Here is a 20,311-nt window from a genome sequence, read left to right as displayed (position 1 = left end):
CACTTCTCGGTTTGTCCGCAAGGGCACTGTTACCCCAAAAGTGTGGTTTGAAAGGTTGATCTTCATGCGGCACGTGATTTCCGCTCTCGTGCAAAACGTTCCAGGTGTGCTGGCGCACATCTCTGGAATGCTTGCTTCGCGCGGCTACAACATTGATTCATTGGCGGTCGGGGCGACTGAAAACCCCAACTTGTCGCGAATGACCTTTGTGGTGGTGGGCGACGATCGAGTGTTGGAGCAGGTCCGCAAGCAGCTTGAGAAAATCGTGACCGTGGTCGAAGTCATCGACATTAGCTCGCAAGAACATGTCGAGCGCGATTTAATGCTGATCAAGGTCAAAGCATCGCCCGGTCATGCGCGGAGCGAAGTGCGTGAGCTGGTTGATATTTTCCGTGGCAAGATCGTCGACGTTGGCGCCGAGGAACTCCTGATCGAGATCTCGGGGCGCGAGAGCAAGATCGACGCATTTATCGAACGTATGCGTACGTACGGCATCATTGAACTGGTTCGCACCGGTCGCGTAGCCCTGGTTCGCGGCGCTTCCACCACCCAGCCGGCCGAGACTGTGGCTGCCGGAATGGCCGAAGCGGAATAGCAAACCCTGTTGCGCTTTGCAGCTGCAACCAACCACTTGCCCAAAGACATTCCCCTCACAGCACTGCCCGCAACATCGATGTTCGGCTCTGCTATCAAAGTTCCGAAGATCCTAACTCCCTCTCACTCTCAAGCCGGCTTTAGCCAAAGCAGAAAGTACCGCAAAGCAGAACGACTATGACCGCAAAGATCTACTACGATAACGACGCAGACTTGTCGCACTTGAAGGACAAGACCATCTCCATTCTGGGCTACGGCTCGCAAGGCCATGCCCAAGCTCAAAACCTGCGCGATAGCGGCTGCAATGTCATTATCGGTCAGCGCCCCGGCAGTGCCAATTACGATCTGGCCAAGAGCCACAAGTTCGAACCTATGTCGGTGGAAGATGCCGTCAAAAAATCAGACGTCGTCAATATCCTGCTGCCCGATGAAGTCCAAGGCGACATCTATCGCAACTCGATCCGTCCCAATCTCAAGCCGAGCGCGATTCTGATGTGCTCGCACGGTTTCAACATTCACTTCGGCCAGGTTGAGCCGCCAAAGGGTGTTGATACCTTGTTGGTCGCTCCTAAGGGACCTGGTCACCTCGTGCGCAGTGAATTCGTCAAAGGCGGTGGCGTTCCGGCCCTGATCGCTCTGGGTGAAGGCGCCAGCGAAAAGACTCGACAAATCGGTTTGGCTTATGCCAAGGGTGTCGGCGGTACGCGCGGTGGCGTGATCGAAACCACGTTTGCTGAGGAAACCGAAACGGACTTGTTCGGCGAACAAGTCGTGCTGTGTGGTGGCGTGAGCGAACTGGTTAAAGCTGCGTTTGATACGCTGGTCGATGCCGGGTATCAACCAGAGATGGCTTACTTTGAGTGCATGCACGAACTGAAGTTGATCGTCGATCTGTTCTATCAGGGTGGTCTGAACTACATGCGCTATAGCGTCAGCAATACCGCAGAATTCGGTGACTACACCCGCGGTCCTCGGATCATCACCAAAGAAACTCGCGAAACGATGAAGCAGATTCTGCACGAGATCCAAAGCGGCCAGTTTGCGCGCGAGTGGATTCTTGAAAATCGCGCCGGCGCCCCCGCCTTCAAAGCTTCGCGTCGTCACAACCGCGGTTTGTTAATCGAACAAGTCGGTCGACGGTTACGCAAGTTGATGACTTGGATCGATTCGAAGGAAGTGTAAAGCACTAGAAGCTGACGCATGAAACCAATCGAGCTGCGCGGGGTGCGCGTCCACAACTTGCAGAACGTGGATGTCGACATACCGCGCGGCGCGCTGGTGGCCATCTGTGGCGTCAGTGGCTCGGGCAAAACATCGCTGGCCCTGGATACTCTGTATGCCGAGGGCCAGCGCCGTTATATCGAGAGCTTTTCCGCGTACACGCGTCAGTTTCTCGAACGGCTGGATAAACCCGATTACGATTCGATCAACAATCTACCGCCTGCCCTAGCCGTTACGCGCCGCGGCGCTTCGCGCAGTAACCGCAGCACGATCGGTACCGCCAGCGAAACGCTCGACTACCTCCGCTTGCTGTTCAGCAAGATCGCCAAACTATTCTGCTATCAATGTGGCAACCCAGTGGTTCGCCACGACCCGGCCAGCGTGGCACGTCTGCTCGATAGCCTGCCGGGCACCAGCAAACTGATGATCGGCTTTCGCACGCACTGGGAAGACATCGCTGAACGCTCGACGATCTTGGCCGATCTGCAAGCCAGCGGTTTTGTGCGAGTGGCCAGTGGTGGTCGCTTGCTGAACCTCGGTACTCAACCGCGGGATGAACTGGCCGATGCTCTACCGTCTGCCGGGCAGATTTGGGTCATCGTCGATCGAGTCAAAGGTGGACCATCGGTGGGTCGCACTACGGAAAGTCTCGAGCACGCTTTTCAGAGTGGCTTTGGAGAGTTAGCCCTTTTCGTTGAGTCGGATTCAGCTGGCGAGCTTTCCGCAGGTCTTGCATATGGCAGTCCGCTGCGTGAAGTGATCGATGGTACCGCGTGGGATGTAATACTGCTTAGTTCGCAACTGCGATGTTTGACTTGCGGTATCGACTATCCCAATCCCGAACCGCGTTTGTTCAGTTTCAATAGTCCGCTAGGCGCTTGTCCATTGTGCGAAGGTTTTGGTGATACGGTCGACTTGGACATGAACCTGGTCGTTCCCAAACCCAGCTTGACGCTGCGCGAAGGCGCCATTGCGCCATGGAACACGCCCAGCGCACGCCCGGCGTACGATGAATTGATCGAATATGCCGAGCGCATGAAAGTCCGATTGGATGTGCCCTACAGTCGCTTAAATCAAACCGAGCGCAAAAAGATTATCGAAGGAGTGCCTGAGATCGGCTTTGGTGGATTGAAGGGTTTCTTTGAGTACCTGGAACGCAAGAAGTACAAGATGCACGTTCGCGTGTTTCTGGCTCGTTGGCGTAGCTACTCACGTTGCCCGGAGTGCCAAGGTAAACGTCTCAGTCCTCAAGCCTTGGCCTTTCGAGTCGGTGGTTTGAATCTGGCAGAATTGTGCGCGCTGGAGATCGATCAATCCATCGAGTTCTTCCACCGCTTGCGCAATCCTCAAGTGCTGCCCGAGTCCGGTGGGCTGGATGTGCGCGATCGCGAGGTTGGTCAGGAGTTGCTCGAGCAAGCTTGGTTGCGTTTGGGTTATCTGCAAACAGTTGGCCTGGGTTATCTCACGCTCGATCGAACGCTGCGCACCTTGAGTGGCGGTGAATGTCAGCGAACCGCGCTCACCGCTGCGCTTGGGTCGAGCCTGGTCAATATATTGTACGTGCTGGATGAACCTTCGGTCGGTTTGCATCCGCATGATGTCGAGCATTTGAGCCAGGCAATCGAAGGGCTGGCGCGGCGCGGCAATACGGTAGTGATGGTCGAACACGAAGAGACGCTATTGGAGAAAGCAGACTGGCTGATCGAAGTAGGTCCGCAAGCAGGCACAGCTGGTGGCCGCATTACTTTTGCTGGTTCACTCCAGCAGATGCGAGCCGCTCCAGAGAGCCTGACTGGAGCTTACTTGAGTGGTCGTCGCAAAGTGGCCATACCAGCCGAGCGTCGTCCTACCAATCGCGGCTGGATCAAGTTGGTGGGTTGCACCGGGCATAACCTGCAAAACTTGACCGTCGAGTTTCCACTGGGCGTGTTGTGCCTGGTCACCGGCGTCAGCGGCAGCGGCAAGAGTTCGCTAGTTCAAGATACGCTCTATGGCGCGCTGATGTCGCGTTTGGGCAAACCACAAGCGGGTACGCTACCCTTTGAAGACATCATCGGCGATGGACAAATCGACGATTGCATCTTGGTCGATCAAAGTCCCATCAGTCGCTCGCCACGTTCCAATCCGGTCACCTACATCAAAGCGTTTGACGAAATTCGGCAAGTCTTTGCTGAAACGATGGATGCCAAGATGCACAACTACGGACCGAGTCACTTCAGTTTCAATAGCGATCTTGGTCGCTGTCAAACCTGCCAAGGCGATGGACTGCTGGAGATCGACATGCAGTTCATGGCCGACATCTACATCAACTGCCCAGCCTGCAACGGCAAACGTTACCGTCAAGAGATTTTGGCGGTGCGTTATCGAGATCGATCGATTGCCGATGTGTTGGCGATGACGGTACGTGAAGCCAGAGAGTTCTTTCGTGGAGCGAACAAGGTACAACAAAAGTTAAAGGTGCTGGCCGATGTGGGCTTGGATTATTTGCAGTTGGGCCAGGCCGCCACAACGCTCAGTGCCGGTGAAGCCCAGCGTTTGAAATTGGCTGCGCACCTGGTCGCCGCTTCACCGCGACGCACCCTGTTTCTGTTGGACGAACCGACCACCGGTTTGCATACAGCGGACATAGTGCAACTACTGGGCGCGCTCGATGCCCTCTTAGTCGCTGGCCATTCCTTGATCATCGTCGAACACAACGTGCACCTGATGTCGGTGGCCGACTACATCATCGATATTGGCCCCGGCGCAGCGGCTCGCGGTGGACGAGTCGTCGCTCACGGCACACCCGAGCAAGTGGCTAAAGTTAATGAGTCGATAACCGGCAGGTATTTGAAGCACTTGAAATGATCAGCTCATGAAACAAAAACTATTTGATACAGATCAACCAGTAGCTTTGATCACAGGAAGTGGTGCGCGGCGAGTGGGTCGCGCGATTGCTCGGCACTTGGTCGAGCATAATTACACAGTCGTGCTGCACGCTCATCGCTCGATCGATGAAGTGCAGGCCACCACAGCTCAGTGGCAAGCTGAAGGGTATCGCGTCAGCTACGTGACCGGTGCGATTGACGATTCGACCAACGCCGTCCAGTGGTGCGAAGAGATTCGCAAGCGGCATGGCGGGCTGCATGTGCTGGTAAATTCAGCGGCGGCCTGGGAACCGACGACGCTGGAAGAGGTTTCCGAAGAGACGCTTATGGCGCAGTGGCGCGTCAATCTGATGGGCCCCGCCCTGCTCTGTCGCGCAGCGGGCTTGGTCATGGCCCAGCAGTCTGGCGGGGGTGCCATCATCAACATTGGCGATTGGGCGTTGACTCGGCCATACGTCGACTTTGCGGCCTACTTGCTCAGCAAAGGTTCGATTGAGACGCTGACGAGAACGATGGCTGTGGAACTGGGCGAGCGGAACTGCCAGATTCGCGTGAACGCGATCTTGCCCGGGCCTGTCTTACTCGATGAGCGGATTACAGCCGAGGCTCGCCAAAAGATTATTCAGCAGTCGCTGGTTAAACGCGAAGGCACGCCGGAAGACGTGGCCTATGCGGCTCGATTTCTTATCGAAAGCCCCTTTATTACCGGGGTCTGCCTGCCGGTCGATGGAGGGCGATCGATTTTTGCTGGCGGCAGTGGCGATATCGTGGCTCACCCAACCTATGGCAAGTGATCCTTTTAAATTTCCGCGATCGATCTTAGAATTTTACTTTCTAATTTGATATTTCAACATTCAAATTCTGCACCGAAAGCCTTCCATGTCTCCGCGCACGATTTTCTGTCCGACTACGTTTTCAACTTCGCGACAAGAGATAGCCGGCGTGCCGATTGCCGATCTGGTTGAGCAATACGGTACGCCGACTTATGTATACGACATGTCGGTTATCGACCAGCGCGTGGCAGACCTGGCCCAGTTCGGTACGATTCGATATGCCCAGAAGGCCTGCTCAAACATCGCAATTCTCGATCGCTTGCGAAAACTGGGTGTGGTAGTCGACGCCGTAAGCGCAGGTGAAATTGGTCGCGCGATGAAAGCGGGTTATGTAGCCGACTCCAATCCAGCCGGCATTGTTTATACGGCCGATGTGTTCGACAAAGCGGCGCTCGAGTTGATTGTGCGGCACAATATCCATGTCAACATCGGCTCTCCCAATATGATCGATCAACTGGGAGAAGTAGCCCCGGGTCGGAACATTACGCTGCGAATCAATCCTGGTTTTGGACATGGACACAGCCAAAAGACGAACACGGGTGGCCCCCAGTCCAAGCACGGCATTTGGCATGAGCAAGTGGACGATTGTCTGCGGCGGGCCGATCGTTATGGTTTAGTGGTAACCGGTGTTCACATGCATATCGGTAGCGGTACCGATCTGGAGCATCTCTCGCAGGTATGTGCGTCGATGGAAAGCACTTGCCGCAACATCGGTCGCACGATCACAACCGTCAGCGCTGGCGGCGGCTTGCCCGTGCCTTACAAACCTGATCAGAGCTATGTCGACGTCGATCGCTATTACGAAATTTGGAACGCCACGCGTAATCGCTTGCAGGACACCTTTGGTCACGAGATTCACCTGGAAATCGAACCTGGCCGATATTTAGTGGCTGAAAGCGGCTTTTTGGTAGCCGAAATCCGCACGGTCAAGCAGATGGGTCAAAATACGTTCTATCTGCTCGACGCAGGTTTCAACGATCTGGCACGACCCATTCTCTATGGTTCGCATCACCCGATCTCTATCTGTCGACGCGATGGCGAGACGAACGTCAAAGAACACGCGGTCGTCGTGGGTGGTCCGCTTTGCGAATCGGGCGATATCTTTACTCAAGAAGAAGGCGGCTTTGTTTCGCGCCGCAATTTGCCCGTGGCTCAAGTTGGTGACTACCTGATTCTAGAAGTCGCCGGTGCCTACGGCTTTGTCATGGCCAGCAACTACAACAGCAAGTTCCGTCCGGCTGAAGTGCTGATCGAAAATGGGCAAGCCAAGTTAGCCCGTCGCCGTGAGACGCTGGATGATTTGCTTGGGCCAGAGATGATCCCGAGCTAGTGACCACGTGGCATCACGTTAGCTTTCCTACTCCTACTCGTACTCCTACTCGTACTCGTACTCGTACTCGAGCTCGAGCTCGAGCTGATTGCGAGCAGGAGTACGAGCAAGCATGACTGCGCGTCCCATTCCACAGCCTTTAAGGCATTTCTATCTCGACAGTAAAGGCTGGACGATCTGGCACATCTATGATTGAACATGTACACCAACTCGATGATCCCCGGCTTGCGCCTTTCCGTGGTATGCGAACCACGAATTGGACAGCCGGCAGCGGTTGGTTTATTGCTGAAGGCGCCAAGTTGGTTGAGCGTCTGATGAAAAGCGACTATGCGATCGAGTCGTTGTTAATCAGTGACAAGTATTTGGACGATTGGATCGAGCGCGTGCCCGATAGCCTGCGGGCGCTGGTTGTACCGGAGAGTGAATTACCTGGTCTCTTGGGTTTCAATTTTCATCGTGGAGTGATCGCGTGCGGCATTCGCCGACCACCGCTGGATCTGCGAATTGAGTTAGCAGCACCGCTATCGCGCGAGGCTACGCTGGTGGCTGTGCATGGTGTGCAAGACCCCGAGAACCTGGGCGGTATCCTGCGAAGCTGTGCAGCGCTGGGCATCGAACATATTTTGATCGGCCCTTGGTCGGCCGATCCACTGTCGCGCCGCGTGTTGCGCGTATCGATGGGGACAGCGCTCAAGCTGAAGCTGTACGCTTCGCGCGATCTGGTTGCCGATCTTGCTTGGCTGCGCGCGACGCACCACTGTGAAAGCCTGGCGACGACTTTAGCAGACGATTCAGTGAACTTGGAAAGCTGTGGTCGCCATTCACCGCTGGTGATTGTCATGGGCAACGAAGCCCATGGTTTACCGATTGAGATTCAGCAAGCAGCTGATCGACGAATCAAAATCGACATGCGACTGGGCACCGATTCGCTCAATGTCAGTGTGGCTGCTGGGATCGTTCTGCACTACTTTACTCGCGTGGCCAGATCGAATAATTCGTAGCCACCGCTGCCAAGCGGTGGATTTCGCTAGCCTTGTCCACCGTCTGGTGACGGTGGCTACGGAGCGCTTAAAAGCGTTGGCCCAATACGTAACCCAGAATGGCACCGATGACCAGAGTTGGTGGAATGGCGATGGCCAGCGTCAAGGCGACGACCATTGCAGGACTTAGGTGATCAGCCGGTGGCACGAGTGGTTTAGGGTCGAGGTTCGTACCCGAGCTACTCAAGGAGGATTGACTGCGCGGGTATTGGCTGCGCAGGCTCTCCGCTTCGCCGACGGCAGCTGAAGATCCGAAGTTGATGGCGTGCGGCACTTGCGAGCCTTGCTGACTACTTTCTTGATTGGCCACTTCATCGCCCAAGCTACCGGCGCTTTCGCTATCGGGATCCAGCGGAGGCGGAGGCGCCATCCAGGGAGAGCGGCTGAGTTTGGCGGTCGAGAGTTCGTTGTGCCGATCGTCGGCCCACGATTCCAAGCGGTTGGCTACTTCAGTCGCCGAGGCAATACGCTTGTCGGGATTCTTATCCATCATATCGGCGATGATGTCGACGAAGTCTTCCGCAATGTCCGGCACGAAACGGCGCGGGTGCCACGGGGTTTCTTCGAGATGGCGTTTGAGTTTGGAATGCGTATCGCCGCCGGGAAATGGTACTTTGCCGCAAACGGCGTAATACAATGTGCAGCCCAACGAATAAATATCTGCGACGGGCTTGATCTCGAGCGGGGTGCGAATTTGTTCGGGCGAAATGTAGTCGGTTGTCCCGACAATTTTTCCGGCGCGGGGATCGTTGGTCAGATCTTGATTGAATCCAGCAAGTCCGACATCGGAGACTTTGGCATCGCCCTGAGGTGTGACCAGGATATTGCCGGGTTTGACGTCGCGATGGATCAAGCCTTTTTCATGCGCGTAGGCCAGGCCCAGAGCAGCCTGGCGAATGATGTAGGACGCAAACTGCACGGGCAAAGGTCCGCGCAATTTCACCAGGCGCCGTAGATCCATGCCCGGGACATACTCGGTTACCAGGTAGTGAATCTTGCCGTCCTGGCCGGCATCGAAGGCACGCACCAGGTAAGGGCAATCCAGCCGGGCTTGCATGCGAATTTCGCGGATGAAACTATCGCGAGCGATTTGCGTGGCTCGTTCCAGGGGCAAGACCTTGATCGCACACTCGCGGCCCATGAATTTATGGACGGCTTTGAAGACTTGTCCCATCCCCCCCTGCGCGATCCAATCGGTAACGATGTAGGGGCCGAGAGTCAGTTTGGTGCGTCCTTCTAGCAGTTGCTCCGCTTGATACTGGGTGAGGATATCTTGCTCGACCAGGATTTCGGCCAGCAATTTATCAGTCAGTTCCTCCCCTTGGGCCTCCTGGGCCAGTCGATGACGAGCGACTCGTTGGGCGTACTCGATCGCTTCGCGATTGACCAGGGTGCTGGCCAGTGCGTTAGAAATGAAGCTCGAGTCGCCGGCCATGGAATCTCCGGGAATTGCGGATAAAGATGATGTGTGTGACAATCAGCAGTTGCTGTTTATTGACGACGAGCAGAATCGGTGGATGGAAAAGGTTTGTATGGGTGGCGGACGACTAATTGCAATCGGTGATATCCATGGTTGCTCAGCAGCATTAGACGCGTTGCTCAGGGAGATTCAACCTGGGAACGACGATACTATTGTAACTCTGGGCGATTACGTAGATCGAGGCAGCGACAGTAAAGGTGTGATCGATCGTTTGATCGATCTGGGCAAGACTTGTCAGCTCAAGCCGCTCTATGGCAATCACGAAGAAATGATGCTCGAAGTCATGCGCGACAATATGCCACCCTTTCGATGGTTGCAGTTTGGTGGTGTAGAAACGTTGGATTCGTATGGTTTCTGCGGCGACATGGGCGTGGTGCCTGAATCGCATCGCGAGTTCTTGACCAACCTACTGCCGTATTATGAGTCCGACGAAGTCTTTTTTGTTCACGCAAACTACAACCCCAAGTTACCGTTGGACAAGCAAACTCCCAATTCATTGCGTTGGCAGAAGCTAACCGAATACGTACCCCCGCCCCATATCAACGGAAAAGTTGCCGTAGTGGGGCATACCCATGACCGCGGTGGCGAGATCTTCAATGTGCGCCATCTAATCTGTCTGGACACGTTCTGTTATGGCGGCGGTTGGCTGACCGCCATGGAGTTTCCATCAGGAAAAATGTGGCAAGCGGACATGGAAGGCAAACTGCGCTAGTTGCGACCTACCCAGGCTGTGCAATCGGAACCGGGTCAGCGGTCAATATGCAAGTCCTGGGACGTCGCCCAGTAGAATATGCCGCCTTGCCGCATCCGGAACCTATTGTGTTGGTGAGCGAAGGAACTCGCTCAACGAAAGCTCCAAGGCTTTCTCACCCCCCGTGCGAGGCGAGGCCGGTCACTTGATCGGCTTCGCCTTTATATTTTGGTGTCTTTGTAGAGCGGCTGTCCTCAGCCGCTCCGCACCCGCTAAGCATGCGTCTTCAAACTTGGTTTCTCTTGGGGTCAGACCACTGATGGATCCGACGCAAGTAATGATGGCATTGCTTACCGCGACGGGGGACAGACCCCGGCTTGTAGAGCGGCTGTCCTCAGCCGCTCTGCACCCGCTGAGCATGCGTCTTCAAACCTGGAATTGCCCCGCGTGCGCGTGCTGTGTTTCCAGGTGCGACGGGGACAGACGTTGGGTGTGAGGCGACTTGGGTTAGAGGGTGCCAAGCGGCTGAGGACAGTCGCTCTACGACCGGGGACAGACCCCGGGGTGATTAGCTGGCATTGGACTATTGCCCCGCGTGTGCGTGCTGTGTCCCCGGGTGCGATGGGGACAGACGTTGGGTGTGAAGCGACTTGGGTTAGAGAGTGCCGAGCGGCTGATGACAGCCGCTCTACGACCGGGGACAGTCCGGACAGACCCCGGGCTGATTAGCTGATGCTAGCCAAAGAGGTGAAGCAGGCTGCGGTTGGCGTCTGGTTAGGACATCAAAGCGGTGCCCAGGCACCGCACTCCAAAGTGGCACCGCACTCCAAAGTGGCAACGCGCTGCGAGATCGGGGACAGGACCTGCCGTCGGAAGATGCCTGCTTGCCAGGTGCCGAGCGGCTGGGGACAGCCGCTCTACAAGCAGAACCGCAGACGAGTCTATTTCACGCCGGCGTGATACGTTGTATAGAGCTGGATATCGATCGGCAGATCACCTAGATGCTGTTCGATGAGCGGCTTAACTTCGCTCCAATCCAGTCCGCCCACGCCAGTGGCCAACTTGGGCATAGCCAAGCTCTTCACTGGTTTTTTCTCCAGTTCATGACGCAGCCGCTTCAGGCAATGGTTGACGTTCGCAACCGAAGCTCGACCGGGCCGAGATCCGTGCCCATGGTCGCCTTCTTGCGTCATCAAGTTGTAAATGTGAACGTTACCTACCCCACTCCACACCCAAATCTCGCCCGGCTTAGGATGAGTCTGATGCGAGTAATGCTTGAAGTCGCGAGCCATAGCGGGCCACTTCTCACGCAGTGCCAACGCCAGACCTTGATCAAAGTGATCGTTGGGCGCCACTCCATGCGCTATCGCCGTGGCGTCCGAAAGTAACAAGTCACCAGCAACTTCGCGGATCATAATGGTCTCCCCCGTGGTTTGTAGAGTCTGCATTGTGGATAAAAATGTCCACAATTCTATTGTACAGCCGTGCGACAAAAGCTTCCAGGCTATGTGGAATAGGCTTCCAGCCTGTGTAATATTTGATCGTTGAGCTCTCAGCTGCTCTTTAGCAGAAAGTTTTGGACACAGGCTGGAAGCCTATGCCACAATTCACACAGGCTGGAAGCCTATGCCACAAGTGGCTTTAAATCAGGCTGAGCGTTTCGTCCAGGTTGTACATGATGTTCATGCACTGGACGGCTGCACCAGAAGCGCCTTTGATGAGATTGTCGAGCGTCGACAAGATAATGATCCAGCCATCGTTCTCGCGTACGGAGATATCGCAGTAGTTGGTGTGGGCCACATTCTTGCTGGCCGGCAAGCTGCTGACGATGCGCACGAACCGCGAATCTTGATAGAAACAGCACAAGCACTCTCGCACCTGGTTGGCAGTCACATGGGCTTTGGGACGAACGTAGATAGTCGAAAAGATGCCCCGATCCATAGGCGTCAAATGCGGCGTGAATACCAAGCCAGGTGTTACGCCTGAGAATCGCGAACAGATATCAACGATCTCCGGCTGATGACGATGATTGCCGACGCTATAAGCCGACATCGATTCGTTAACTTCGGAATACAGGTTGCCGAGCTTCGGTGTGCGACCGGCGCCACTGACACCGCTCTTGGAATCGACAACAATGCCTTCGCTCTCGATAATCCCTTCGCGCAGCAGTGGTGCTAGTGGCAAAATGGCACTGGTGGGATAACAGCCTGGATTGGCCACCAGCTGCGCCGGTGCGATCGCTTCGCGAAACAGCTCAGGCAAGCCATAAGGCACCTGACCCAAACGACCTGGATCGGGGTGATGATCGCCATACCATTTGTGATACAGGGCTGGAGTGCTCAAGCGATAGTCCGCGCTCAGATCAATGACACGGCAACCATGAGTTAACAGCTCGACCACAATCGGAGCCGATGCGCCGTGCGGTAAGCAGCAATAAGCCACATCGCAGCGCTTGGCTATATCGGCCGGCGACAAGTCCTCTACAATTACTTGCGTGCGTTTGGCGAACTGAGGATGCATATCAGCTAGCGAGCTGCCATCAGCTTGGCGACTAGTAGCCGCCACGATCTGCGCCTGGGGATGGCGCAGCAGCAACTTTATGGATTCAATGGCCGTATAGCCCGAACAACCGACGATGCCGACTTTGATCATGACTGGTTCTTTTTAGCTCGACACACCCGACTGGCAGAAGCTCGTAAAAGCAGCGGAACCAACCGGGTTTAACTCTCTGGGTTCATTCCTTACCAAAATATACCATAGACCAATTTGCTGGGAGTGTGTTCCCGCATGCGCAAGCAGATAGCTTTAATCGCTCATGATCGCATGAAGCAAGAATTGTTAGCCTTCGTGCAATAGAACCTCAGCTACTTTCGCCAGCACGACCGCCGAAGCAATCGTGCAATAAAACTATGCCGTAGGCGTTAGCCGCGCGCGCTGTGGAGGGCGAATGCTCCTGCTGAGCCGAACACCGCAATGAAGAACGGACATAGATCCGGGGAAGGTGGTGTTGGTAACAGAAGCGTTCGTTTTGGCGCGAGCAGTTGGGATCCCCGCGACTTTGCCCGTGCTTCAAGGCGGTGTTGGGCTCAGGAGGACCTTCGCCCCCCAGTCGCTCGGTGGGTAGAGAATTCTGTTAGCAGGTGCGGAGCGGCTGAGGACAGCCGCTCTACATGCTTGCACCACTTTTCCCCGAGACTTTGTCCGTGCTTCAAGGCGGTGTTGGGCTCAGGAGGACCTTCGCCCTCCCAGTCGCTCGGTGGGTAGAGAATTTTGTTAGCAGGTGCGGAGCGGCTGAGGACAGCCGCTCTACTTGGGGCGCATTTGTTCGAGCAATCTACCAGGGCTGCCCATGATGTTGTAACCGGCATCGACGTGCAAGATTTCCCCTGTGATCCCATCGCTGTAGTCGCTCAGCAGATAAGCACCGCTACGGCCGACTTCGTCATGCGTTACACAGCGGCCCATCGGAGCGACGTGGCCATAGAACTCTTGCATCTCACCGACGCCCGCAGCCACACCGGCCAAGGTCTTCAGCGGCCCGGCGCTGACGGCATTGACACGCACGTCGACAGCTCCCATATCGAACGCCAGGTAACGCACCGTTGCATCCAAAGCAGCTTTGCAGATTCCCATGACGTTGTAACCCGGCACACACTTTTCGCCACCGAAGTAAGTCATCGCCAGCACGGACGCGCCTGGGTTGAATAACGGCCGAGCGAAATTGGTCACCGATATCAAGCTATAAACGCTAACGTCCATCGCCAGCTTGAAACCCGATCGGCCGGTCTCCACCGTCGGGCGCGACAGGTCTTCGCGGTCAGCAAAGGCGATCGAATGCAGTAGAAAATCGATCTTGCCCAACTTCGATTCAGCCATCTTCATGAAGGCTTCGACTTGCACATCGTCTTGAACGTCCAAAGGCTCCAGGAAAGCGACGTTGTTGGGAAAAAGGTCCGTGCACTTGCTGACGCGCATGCGGTTCTTTTTCTTCTCGTCTTCAGGCTTGTCCGGCAAGTGCGATACGCCGCAGGTCCCGCCCTTTTGCATGATCTCTTGTGCGATCGCCCAAGCAATCGAACGATCATTGGCAATACCCAGAACCAAGCCCTTCTTGCCAGCAAACGTTACCATCGCCGCCATTCCTTCTAACCTAAGGTACAAACTACGAGTCTCAAGGAGTAAAAAAGATAACATAAACCAAGAAATTCGATAGTCGCCCTCCACCGAGCTTGTCTTGGTAAACGCCGGACTGACTGCTTCTAGCCAATCAGTCGAGCATCCACTGACGCAAGGTCAGTGGAGGCTGATCGCTAGCCACGCAGTCGTGCTTCCACTGACACAAGGTCAATGAACGCTGGTCGCGTATTTGGCCAGCTTGGCTCGCAGCTCCGCCAGAGCCGCGGCGTGGTCGGCGGAATCGATCAGGTTGGTGGTCTCGGCGGGATCGCTGTGCATTTCATACAGCTGTTCGCCTTTCTGGCCGCCATCCCATTGCGTCAAGCGATAACGATCGGTGCGGACACTGTAAGCGTCGAAGTTGCCGCGTCGCAGTTGCGTATAAGCCGCATCTTTGACCGAGCTGGTGGGATCACGCAAAATTGGTGTCAGGCTGACTCCGTCGATGTATTCCGGAGCTTTGAGACTGCACAGCTCCGCCAGCGTCGGATACAGATCGACCAGTTCCGACAGAGCCTCCGAGCGCTGGCCAGCACCTTGATCGCCTGGCAAGCGAATAATCAACGGGACATGAGCCGAATTCTCGAACAAGCTCATCTTTTGCCACAGCCCATGCTCGTACATGTGATAACCGTGATCACTGGTCATCACCACAATCGTGTTGTCGGCCAGTTTCAAACGGTCGAGAGCTTCCAACACGCGACCCACCTGCGCATCCATAAACGAGATCGAAGCCCAGTAGGCTGACACGGCTGTCTGCCGCTCGACATGGCTCATCGTGACTTGTTCTTTCTTTTGACTCAGATAAGCCGCCGGTGGCCGCCCAGCCCGATCATCGTCGCTGAGCGGAGGCAACTGAACTGACTCAACTGGATAAAGATCGAAGTAACGTCGCGGTGCAACATACGGAGTGTGCGGTCGATAGAAACCCACGGCCAGGAAGAAAGGCTGGTCGCGATATTGCTCGAGCAAGTTAATCGCGGCCGTAGCGCTCAGACCATCGGTCTGTTCTTGATCGGTCCCCTCGCTGGCAAGCCAACTGAGCGTGCCACCATAAGAGCCCGGCGTATAGGTGAAGATCTTGGGCTCTTCGGCCTTATCGCGGCCGGCTGGATTGATCACCAACTGCCACGACTTCAAATCATCCAGTCCAGCGGTACCAACTTGGCCCGGCACACCATAGTGATACAGCTTGCCAATGCGGGCAACTCGATAACCGCTGTCGATAAAGAGTTGCGGTAGGGTAACTGTGTCGGGAATGAATTCACGAAAATGAGGCGTCCCGGTGTAATCGGTGGAGGCCTTGCCTGCGCGGGGATTAGTCCAGATGCGAGTCTCGTTGGGTCGCCGGCCAGTCAAGAACGAAGTGCGACTGGGACTGCAAAGTGGGAACTGACAATACGTGCGCGCAAACAGCGTCCCGCGCCGGGCTAGTGCATCGATATTCGGCGTCTGAACACGCGGATGTTGATAACATCCCAGATCGCAATTCAAATCATCTGCGATCAGGAACAGCACGTTTGGCCTGTCGGCGGCGTTAACCAGTCCCGACAGAGCCAAGAGAAGAAACCATGAAAGCAATGAAGCCACACGCATCATGATTCGCCTCGAGATTTGACATTTCAAACTTCAAACTTCAGTATCCGACTTCTCGGCCACTTTCTGCAGGATCTCCAGCAGTACTTGATCGACGTCGACGCTTTCGGCTTGTGCTTCGAAGTTCAGCAGTACTCGGTGGCGCATGCTGGGCAAGAAGACGCGACGAATATCTTCGAAGCTGACGTTGTAGCGACCGTCCAGCAGAGCTCGTACTTTGGCTGCCAAGGCCAGCGTCTGCGCACCGCGCGGGCTGCTTCCCCAGCGCACGTACTGATTGGTGATGTCTTGCGCTAGCGGGCCTTGCGGATGCGTGGCGAGTACTAAACGCACGATGTAGTCTTGCACATGCTTGGCAAGAATGACTTCGCGCACCAGCGCTTGCCAGCGACGGATCTCTTCACCGTCCATGATTTTGTTGGTGATGATCTTAGTGCCGCGGGTGGTGCGATCGACAATCGTATTCAGTTCGTCGCGCGACGAATAACCTACGACCAGTTTGAATAGGAAGCGGTCGAGTTGGGCTTCAGGCAGCGGATAGGTGCCTTCTTGCTCAATTGGGTTCTGCGTTGCCAAGACAAAGAACGGCTTGGAAAGCTCAAAGCGATTACCGGCCACCGTCACGGTGCCTTCTTGCATGGTCTCCAGTAGAGCCGACTGAGTCTTGGGAGTCGCGCGGTTGATTTCGTCAGCCAGGCAGATCTGCGTAAAGATTGGTCCCTTTTGAAACTGGAACGAGCGGCGACCATTATCATCTTCGGCAATCATGTTGGTGCCCAGAATGTCGGCGGGCATCAAGTCGGGGGTGAATTGGATGCGATTAAAGTCGAGGCTGAGCGACTCGGCTAGAGTGCGTACCAGCATCGTCTTGCCCAAGCCAGGGACACCTTCCAGCAAACAGTGGCCTCCCACAAACATACTGGTCAGCACGCCATGAACGATATCATCGTGGCCAACAATCGTCTTGCCGATTTCTTCGCGCACGGCCTTGTACCGCGTGCGAAACTCTTCGGCTTGCTGCTGCATTTGTTCAGCCACATTGCTCATGCTTATTATCTCGGCGTGGTATTGAAAAAGTGAAAAAGCAAACTGTTTAGGGGCGTGTATTCTAAACTAAGTTCGGAATCGGCTTCCATAGCCAACAGGTTTTTGAACGCTTTTCCCCTCCGGCAAAGCCCTCGTAACGCACTTGGCAGCTGGGTAGTATTGTTCAGGGATCGATGCTGACTTGAATTCTGGGCAGGTACAACGCTTCGGTAATCATTTAGGCTGCAAATTCCGGCGATTTCACGACATGCCCGAGCTGTTGCCGCCTAATCCTGTTACGCCAGGTTGACTTAACTGAACACAAGGATGAAAGTTGAATCCGACGTTTCTGAAGCACTGTGAGTCCGGTCAGTTAGGTGCTGGCACTTTATTGCCGCTGCCGCCCTCAATTACCAGGTCGCGGAAGGGCTGGCTGGAATCGGCATTTTTGATCAGGCAATTGCTGATGAGACTGTCCGTCAAGTTTTTGGCCAAGATGCCAATATTCTCGCAGTCCAGCACGCTGCAGCCGGTGATGTTCAGCCGCCGGCAATCTTCCACGACCAGGCCCGCCGCCGACTTCCAGACATGTGCAATATGCAATCCGCTGAGCGTACAGTCTTCGCACTGGCGTAAGACAACAGCATTCTTGGTCTGCAACGCCGTGCCGTAGTCGTACCGCGGATTGCGGTCGAAGTTGTTGGGACCGACCACAATGTGTGAAGACTCTTCGACCAGTAGATTGTGTTCGTACCCCATCCAGAAGGTGTTTCCAGTCAAGGTAACGCCGCGGCATTGATTCAAGTGTACATTTGTTGCGACATCGCTCAGCACATTGCCTGTGATGGTGATATGTCCTTCGCGATTGCCAGCACCGGTTTTCGAATTGCGACTACCACCCAGGATGCGAATGTTGCAAGATTCAGGGCCCTGCGAATTGTGCTGCAGCGTGCAACCGGTGATGGCTACTTCGGCCGTACCATATTCGCTATTGCGGCAGTCGATCAACACGTTGGCCGTGGCTGGGGTTTGGCGGCTCATGTTGCTTTCAATGTCGCAACCGCTGATGTGAATGTTGCGGACATTGCCTTGGCGAGCCACAATGCCGCCGCCATGGCAATAACTGATATGACAGCCCGTGATGTTCGATTGATGCAAGTTTACATCATCATAGAAAATGCCAATCCCATGGTTCTCGTAGATGTGACAGCTATCCAGCAGCACGTTGCGATTGTTGCCAACCAGGTGAATGCCATGGAGCAATTTGCGCATGTGAACGCGAGTGATGGTCAGTTGCATGGTGCCGTTGGCATGGATGCCTTCAGCTTCGGGATGAGCACCTTCGATGGCCAAACGCTCCACTGTCGGCATGCGTTCGTGCTGCCAGACGCTTTCGGCAAAGCCGGGCGGGTCGGCCGATTTGTCATGCGTGCCGATAAAACGAATAGCCGGGCCCGGCCCAGCCATGATCAGGGTTACCGGGCCATCGCCGGTCAATTGGCAGTAGTCGGTCTTGGCTAATTCGATGACCAGTGGTCGGTCCAGTCGATAACGACCACGCGGAATGGCCAACCAGCCCTGCTGGGCATCGATGGCAGCTTGGAGGAAACCGCTGGCATCACGCGTTCCATCGCTGACCGCTTTCAATCGCTCTCGTTCAGTCGAATCGGCTCGTACGGGTGCTAGTAAACACAGGTAAATGACGATCAAGGAGTAGAGTTGTTTAGGGTACACGAGCGTAGAATCCTTGTGATTTCGAATTTCAATTTTCAGATTTCGGCATTGAAATAGGCTAAGATATAAGCGCCGAAAAATCACCTACTGCGCAAGCGGAGACTCATCCAATGATCGCCAGGTCTAGTTGGCTGCTGGGCTTTTGTCTGAGCTTAGTTGCATCGATTGCCTGTGGACAGTCGCGGATCGACGAACTGATCGATGCCAAACTGCATGAACAAGGGCTTGAGCCTGCGCCGCTGTGTGATGATGCGACATTCTTACGCCGCGTCAGCTTGGATCTAACGGGCCGCAATCCGACTTCGGGGGAAGTGGTCGCGTTTCTAAAAGATGATGGCGCTGACAAACGCGTCAAACTGGTTGAACGTTTGTTGAATTCACCTACCTGCGCGGTCCATTTGGCCAATATTTGGTCTGCCTGGCTATTGCCCGATATGCAAGAACTGAATGTGTTTGGCCAAGGTGGACCAACCGGTCTGCATACTTGGCTGCGCAATCGTTTTGCTGACAACCTGCGATACGATCGCCTGGTGGCCGATCTGTTGGTAGCCAATGGTTCGGTCGACACGGGACCGGGTTATTTCTTTATTGCCCTGGAAGGCAAGCCCGAAAAGATCGCGGCTAAAACGTCGCGTGTATTTTTAGGAGTGCAATTGGATTGTGCCGAGTGCCATGATCATCCATTCGATCACTGGAAGCAGCGAGACTTCTGGAGCTTTGCGGCTTATTTTGCGCAACTCTCCGCCGAAGGCATGCGGCCACTCAATGCTCTCGAGGTCTCCGATCGCGATGCGGGTGAAGTCACGCTGCCCGGTAGTGAAGAAGTTATCGCGCCCAAACCATTGGTATCGACCGGCATGAGCGGACTGAGCAGTGGTTCACGGCGACAGCAGTTAACGCTGTGGTTGACCGCGCGCGAGAATCCGTACCTGGCTCGAGCTGCAGTGAACCGCTGCTGGAGCATTGTATTTGGTCGTGGCCTCATCGAACCGATCGACGATATGCGGTCACTCGAGATGGCTACGCATCCCGAATTGCTGCAAGAACTGGCCACGCAATTCACCAGCAGCGGATACGATCTGCGCGAACTACTGCGAACACTGGTGACTTCGAAAGCCTATCAACGAGTCAGTGTCCCACCCGGCACAGAATCCGATCCAGCCAAGCTGACCAGTTACGCCGCTATGCCTATCAAGCCGTTGACATCGACCCAGATGGCCACGTGTATGCAGCAAGTGGCTCGCGATATCGCCGACGATCAAGGTCGTGTGCAGACAGTTCAACTAGCCAATCAACTCGGCAAATTGCGTGGAGATAACAGCGCGGCGACGCTGGGAATTGTGCAAGCTCTGGTAACTCTGCACAGTGACCAACTCAATAGAGTCCACGGCGATTCTCAAAGCCGCTTGCTGCAAGCCTTGTCGGCTCCGCATCTGACTACAGCCAAGAAAGTGGAGTGGATGTTCATCAGCACTATCTGCCGCTTGCCCACTCAAGACGAGCTGGATGCCATCCTCAAGTTACAAAGCGAAAGCGATGCCAGCCAGGCCGACGTTACCTGGCAAGCTGACCTGCTCTGGGCGCTGATCAACAGCACCGAATTCGCCATGACCCCCTAGCCTCATGTAGCAGCGTCTCTCCGAGACGCTGATCTAAGCACGTACTAATGCCTTGACTGGCATCCGGTTAGTGCCCTAATCCCGAATTGGATGTGTCCTTGCTT

At 55.2% G+C, this 20,311-nt stretch carries 14 protein-coding genes and 1 pseudogene; 8 read left to right on the top strand and 7 right to left on the bottom strand.

Annotated features, from left to right (window positions below; genetic code table 11):
• The first annotated feature begins 64 nt into the window (after positions 1 to 64).
• The 6 genes and pseudogenes from ilvN (at position 65) to SH573x_RS30235 (ending at position 7,846) form a co-directional block, all read left to right on the top strand.
• Positions 65 to 595, top strand: a complete 531-nt coding sequence (gene ilvN / locus SH573x_RS30260; RefSeq protein ID WP_479351960.1) for an acetolactate synthase small subunit — start codon at positions 65 to 67, stop codon at positions 593 to 595.
• Between the two features lie 167 nt (positions 596 to 762).
• A pseudogene (gene ilvC, locus SH573x_RS30255) lies at positions 763 to 1,776 on the top strand (ketol-acid reductoisomerase); the annotation flags it as partial.
• 18 nt (positions 1,777 to 1,794) lie between these two features.
• Positions 1,795 to 4,662, top strand: a complete 2,868-nt coding sequence (gene uvrA / locus SH573x_RS30250; RefSeq protein ID WP_479351958.1) for an excinuclease ABC subunit UvrA — start codon at positions 1,795 to 1,797, stop codon at positions 4,660 to 4,662.
• 7 nt (positions 4,663 to 4,669) lie between these two features.
• A complete protein-coding gene (locus tag SH573x_RS30245; RefSeq protein WP_479351957.1) occupies positions 4,670 to 5,476 on the top strand; it encodes an SDR family NAD(P)-dependent oxidoreductase in 807 nt (268 codons plus the stop codon).
• 85 nt (positions 5,477 to 5,561) lie between these two features.
• Positions 5,562 to 6,845 carry a diaminopimelate decarboxylase gene (gene lysA, locus SH573x_RS30240; protein WP_479351956.1) on the top strand — a complete coding sequence of 428 codons (1,284 nt, stop codon included), beginning with the start codon at positions 5,562 to 5,564 and terminating at the stop codon, positions 6,843 to 6,845.
• A 242-nt stretch (positions 6,846 to 7,087) separates the two neighbouring features.
• A complete protein-coding gene (locus SH573x_RS30235; RefSeq protein ID WP_479351955.1) occupies positions 7,088 to 7,846 on the top strand; it encodes a TrmH family RNA methyltransferase in 759 nt (252 codons plus the stop codon).
• 67 nt (positions 7,847 to 7,913) lie between these two features.
• Here SH573x_RS30235 and SH573x_RS30230 read toward each other — a convergent pair whose 3' ends face one another.
• Positions 7,914 to 9,320 (bottom strand): serine/threonine protein kinase, encoded by a 1,407-nt coding sequence (locus SH573x_RS30230; RefSeq protein WP_479351953.1) that lies wholly within the window; start codon positions 9,318 to 9,320, stop codon positions 7,914 to 7,916.
• Between SH573x_RS30230 and SH573x_RS30225 the strand changes: the two genes are divergently transcribed.
• Positions 9,319 to 10,077 carry a metallophosphoesterase family protein gene (locus SH573x_RS30225; RefSeq protein WP_479351951.1) on the top strand — a complete coding sequence of 253 codons (759 nt, stop codon included), beginning with the start codon at positions 9,319 to 9,321 and terminating at the stop codon, positions 10,075 to 10,077. The two genes, SH573x_RS30230 and SH573x_RS30225, sit on opposite strands and share 2 nt — an antisense overlap.
• A 920-nt stretch (positions 10,078 to 10,997) precedes the next feature.
• On the opposite strand, the gene SH573x_RS30220 is transcribed toward SH573x_RS30225, so the two are convergent.
• From SH573x_RS30220 to SH573x_RS30195, 6 genes are all read right to left on the bottom strand, one after another.
• Positions 10,998 to 11,471, bottom strand: coding sequence for a macro domain-containing protein (locus SH573x_RS30220; protein WP_479351949.1), 474 nt, complete (start codon positions 11,469 to 11,471; stop codon positions 10,998 to 11,000).
• 226 nt (positions 11,472 to 11,697) lie between these two features.
• A complete protein-coding gene (argC, locus tag SH573x_RS30215; protein ID WP_479351948.1) occupies positions 11,698 to 12,708 on the bottom strand; it encodes an N-acetyl-gamma-glutamyl-phosphate reductase in 1,011 nt (336 codons plus the stop codon).
• A 654-nt stretch (positions 12,709 to 13,362) separates the two neighbouring features.
• Complete coding sequence (locus SH573x_RS30210) at positions 13,363 to 14,187, bottom strand: enoyl-ACP reductase FabI (protein WP_479351946.1); 825 nt, start codon at positions 14,185 to 14,187, stop codon at positions 13,363 to 13,365.
• A gap of 213 nt (positions 14,188 to 14,400) precedes the next feature.
• Positions 14,401 to 15,831, bottom strand: a complete 1,431-nt coding sequence (locus tag SH573x_RS30205; protein WP_479351945.1) for a sulfatase — start codon at positions 15,829 to 15,831, stop codon at positions 14,401 to 14,403.
• Between the two features lie 30 nt (positions 15,832 to 15,861).
• Positions 15,862 to 16,875, bottom strand: coding sequence for an AAA family ATPase (locus SH573x_RS30200; RefSeq protein ID WP_479351944.1), 1,014 nt, complete (start codon positions 16,873 to 16,875; stop codon positions 15,862 to 15,864).
• Between the two features lie 348 nt (positions 16,876 to 17,223).
• Positions 17,224 to 18,588, bottom strand: coding sequence for a right-handed parallel beta-helix repeat-containing protein (locus SH573x_RS30195; RefSeq protein ID WP_479351943.1), 1,365 nt, complete (start codon positions 18,586 to 18,588; stop codon positions 17,224 to 17,226).
• A 110-nt stretch (positions 18,589 to 18,698) separates the two neighbouring features.
• Here SH573x_RS30195 and SH573x_RS30190 point away from each other — a divergent pair, with 110 nt between their 5' ends.
• The gene (locus tag SH573x_RS30190) at positions 18,699 to 20,207 is read left to right on the top strand and encodes a DUF1549 domain-containing protein (RefSeq protein ID WP_479351942.1); all 1,509 of its coding nucleotides are present in this window, start codon (positions 18,699 to 18,701) and stop codon (positions 20,205 to 20,207) included.
• Positions 20,208 to 20,311: the final 104 nt, after the last annotated feature.

Source organism: Rania fehmarnensis (genome assembly GCF_056494185.1).
Note: the sequence above shows the minus strand (reverse complement) of the source record. Positions and strands in the feature narration are given on the sequence as shown.

What these genes read in the sequence shown, in the direction of transcription:
- ilvN (WP_479351960.1), top strand. Translation starts at nt 65, where the DNA reads ATGCGGCACGTGATTTCCGCTCTCGTGCAAAACGTTCCAGGTGTGCTG.
- uvrA (WP_479351958.1), top strand. Translation starts at nt 1,795, where the DNA reads ATGAAACCAATCGAGCTGCGCGGGGTGCGCGTCCACAACTTGCAGAAC.
- SH573x_RS30245 (WP_479351957.1), top strand. Translation starts at nt 4,670, where the DNA reads ATGAAACAAAAACTATTTGATACAGATCAACCAGTAGCTTTGATCACA.
- lysA (WP_479351956.1), top strand. Translation starts at nt 5,562, where the DNA reads ATGTCTCCGCGCACGATTTTCTGTCCGACTACGTTTTCAACTTCGCGA.
- SH573x_RS30235 (WP_479351955.1), top strand. Translation starts at nt 7,088, where the DNA reads ATGCGAACCACGAATTGGACAGCCGGCAGCGGTTGGTTTATTGCTGAA.
- SH573x_RS30225 (WP_479351951.1), top strand. Translation starts at nt 9,319, where the DNA reads ATGGAATCTCCGGGAATTGCGGATAAAGATGATGTGTGTGACAATCAG.
- SH573x_RS30230 (WP_479351953.1), bottom strand. Translation starts at nt 9,320, where the DNA reads ATGGCCGGCGACTCGAGCTTCATTTCTAACGCACTGGCCAGCACCCTG.
- SH573x_RS30220 (WP_479351949.1), bottom strand. Translation starts at nt 11,471, where the DNA reads ATGATCCGCGAAGTTGCTGGTGACTTGTTACTTTCGGACGCCACGGCG.
- argC (WP_479351948.1), bottom strand. Translation starts at nt 12,708, where the DNA reads ATGATCAAAGTCGGCATCGTCGGTTGTTCGGGCTATACGGCCATTGAA.
- SH573x_RS30210 (WP_479351946.1), bottom strand. Translation starts at nt 14,187, where the DNA reads ATGGTAACGTTTGCTGGCAAGAAGGGCTTGGTTCTGGGTATTGCCAAT.
- SH573x_RS30205 (WP_479351945.1), bottom strand. Translation starts at nt 15,831, where the DNA reads ATGATGCGTGTGGCTTCATTGCTTTCATGGTTTCTTCTCTTGGCTCTG.
- SH573x_RS30200 (WP_479351944.1), bottom strand. Translation starts at nt 16,875, where the DNA reads ATGAGCAATGTGGCTGAACAAATGCAGCAGCAAGCCGAAGAGTTTCGC.
- SH573x_RS30190 (WP_479351942.1), top strand. Translation starts at nt 18,699, where the DNA reads ATGATCGCCAGGTCTAGTTGGCTGCTGGGCTTTTGTCTGAGCTTAGTT.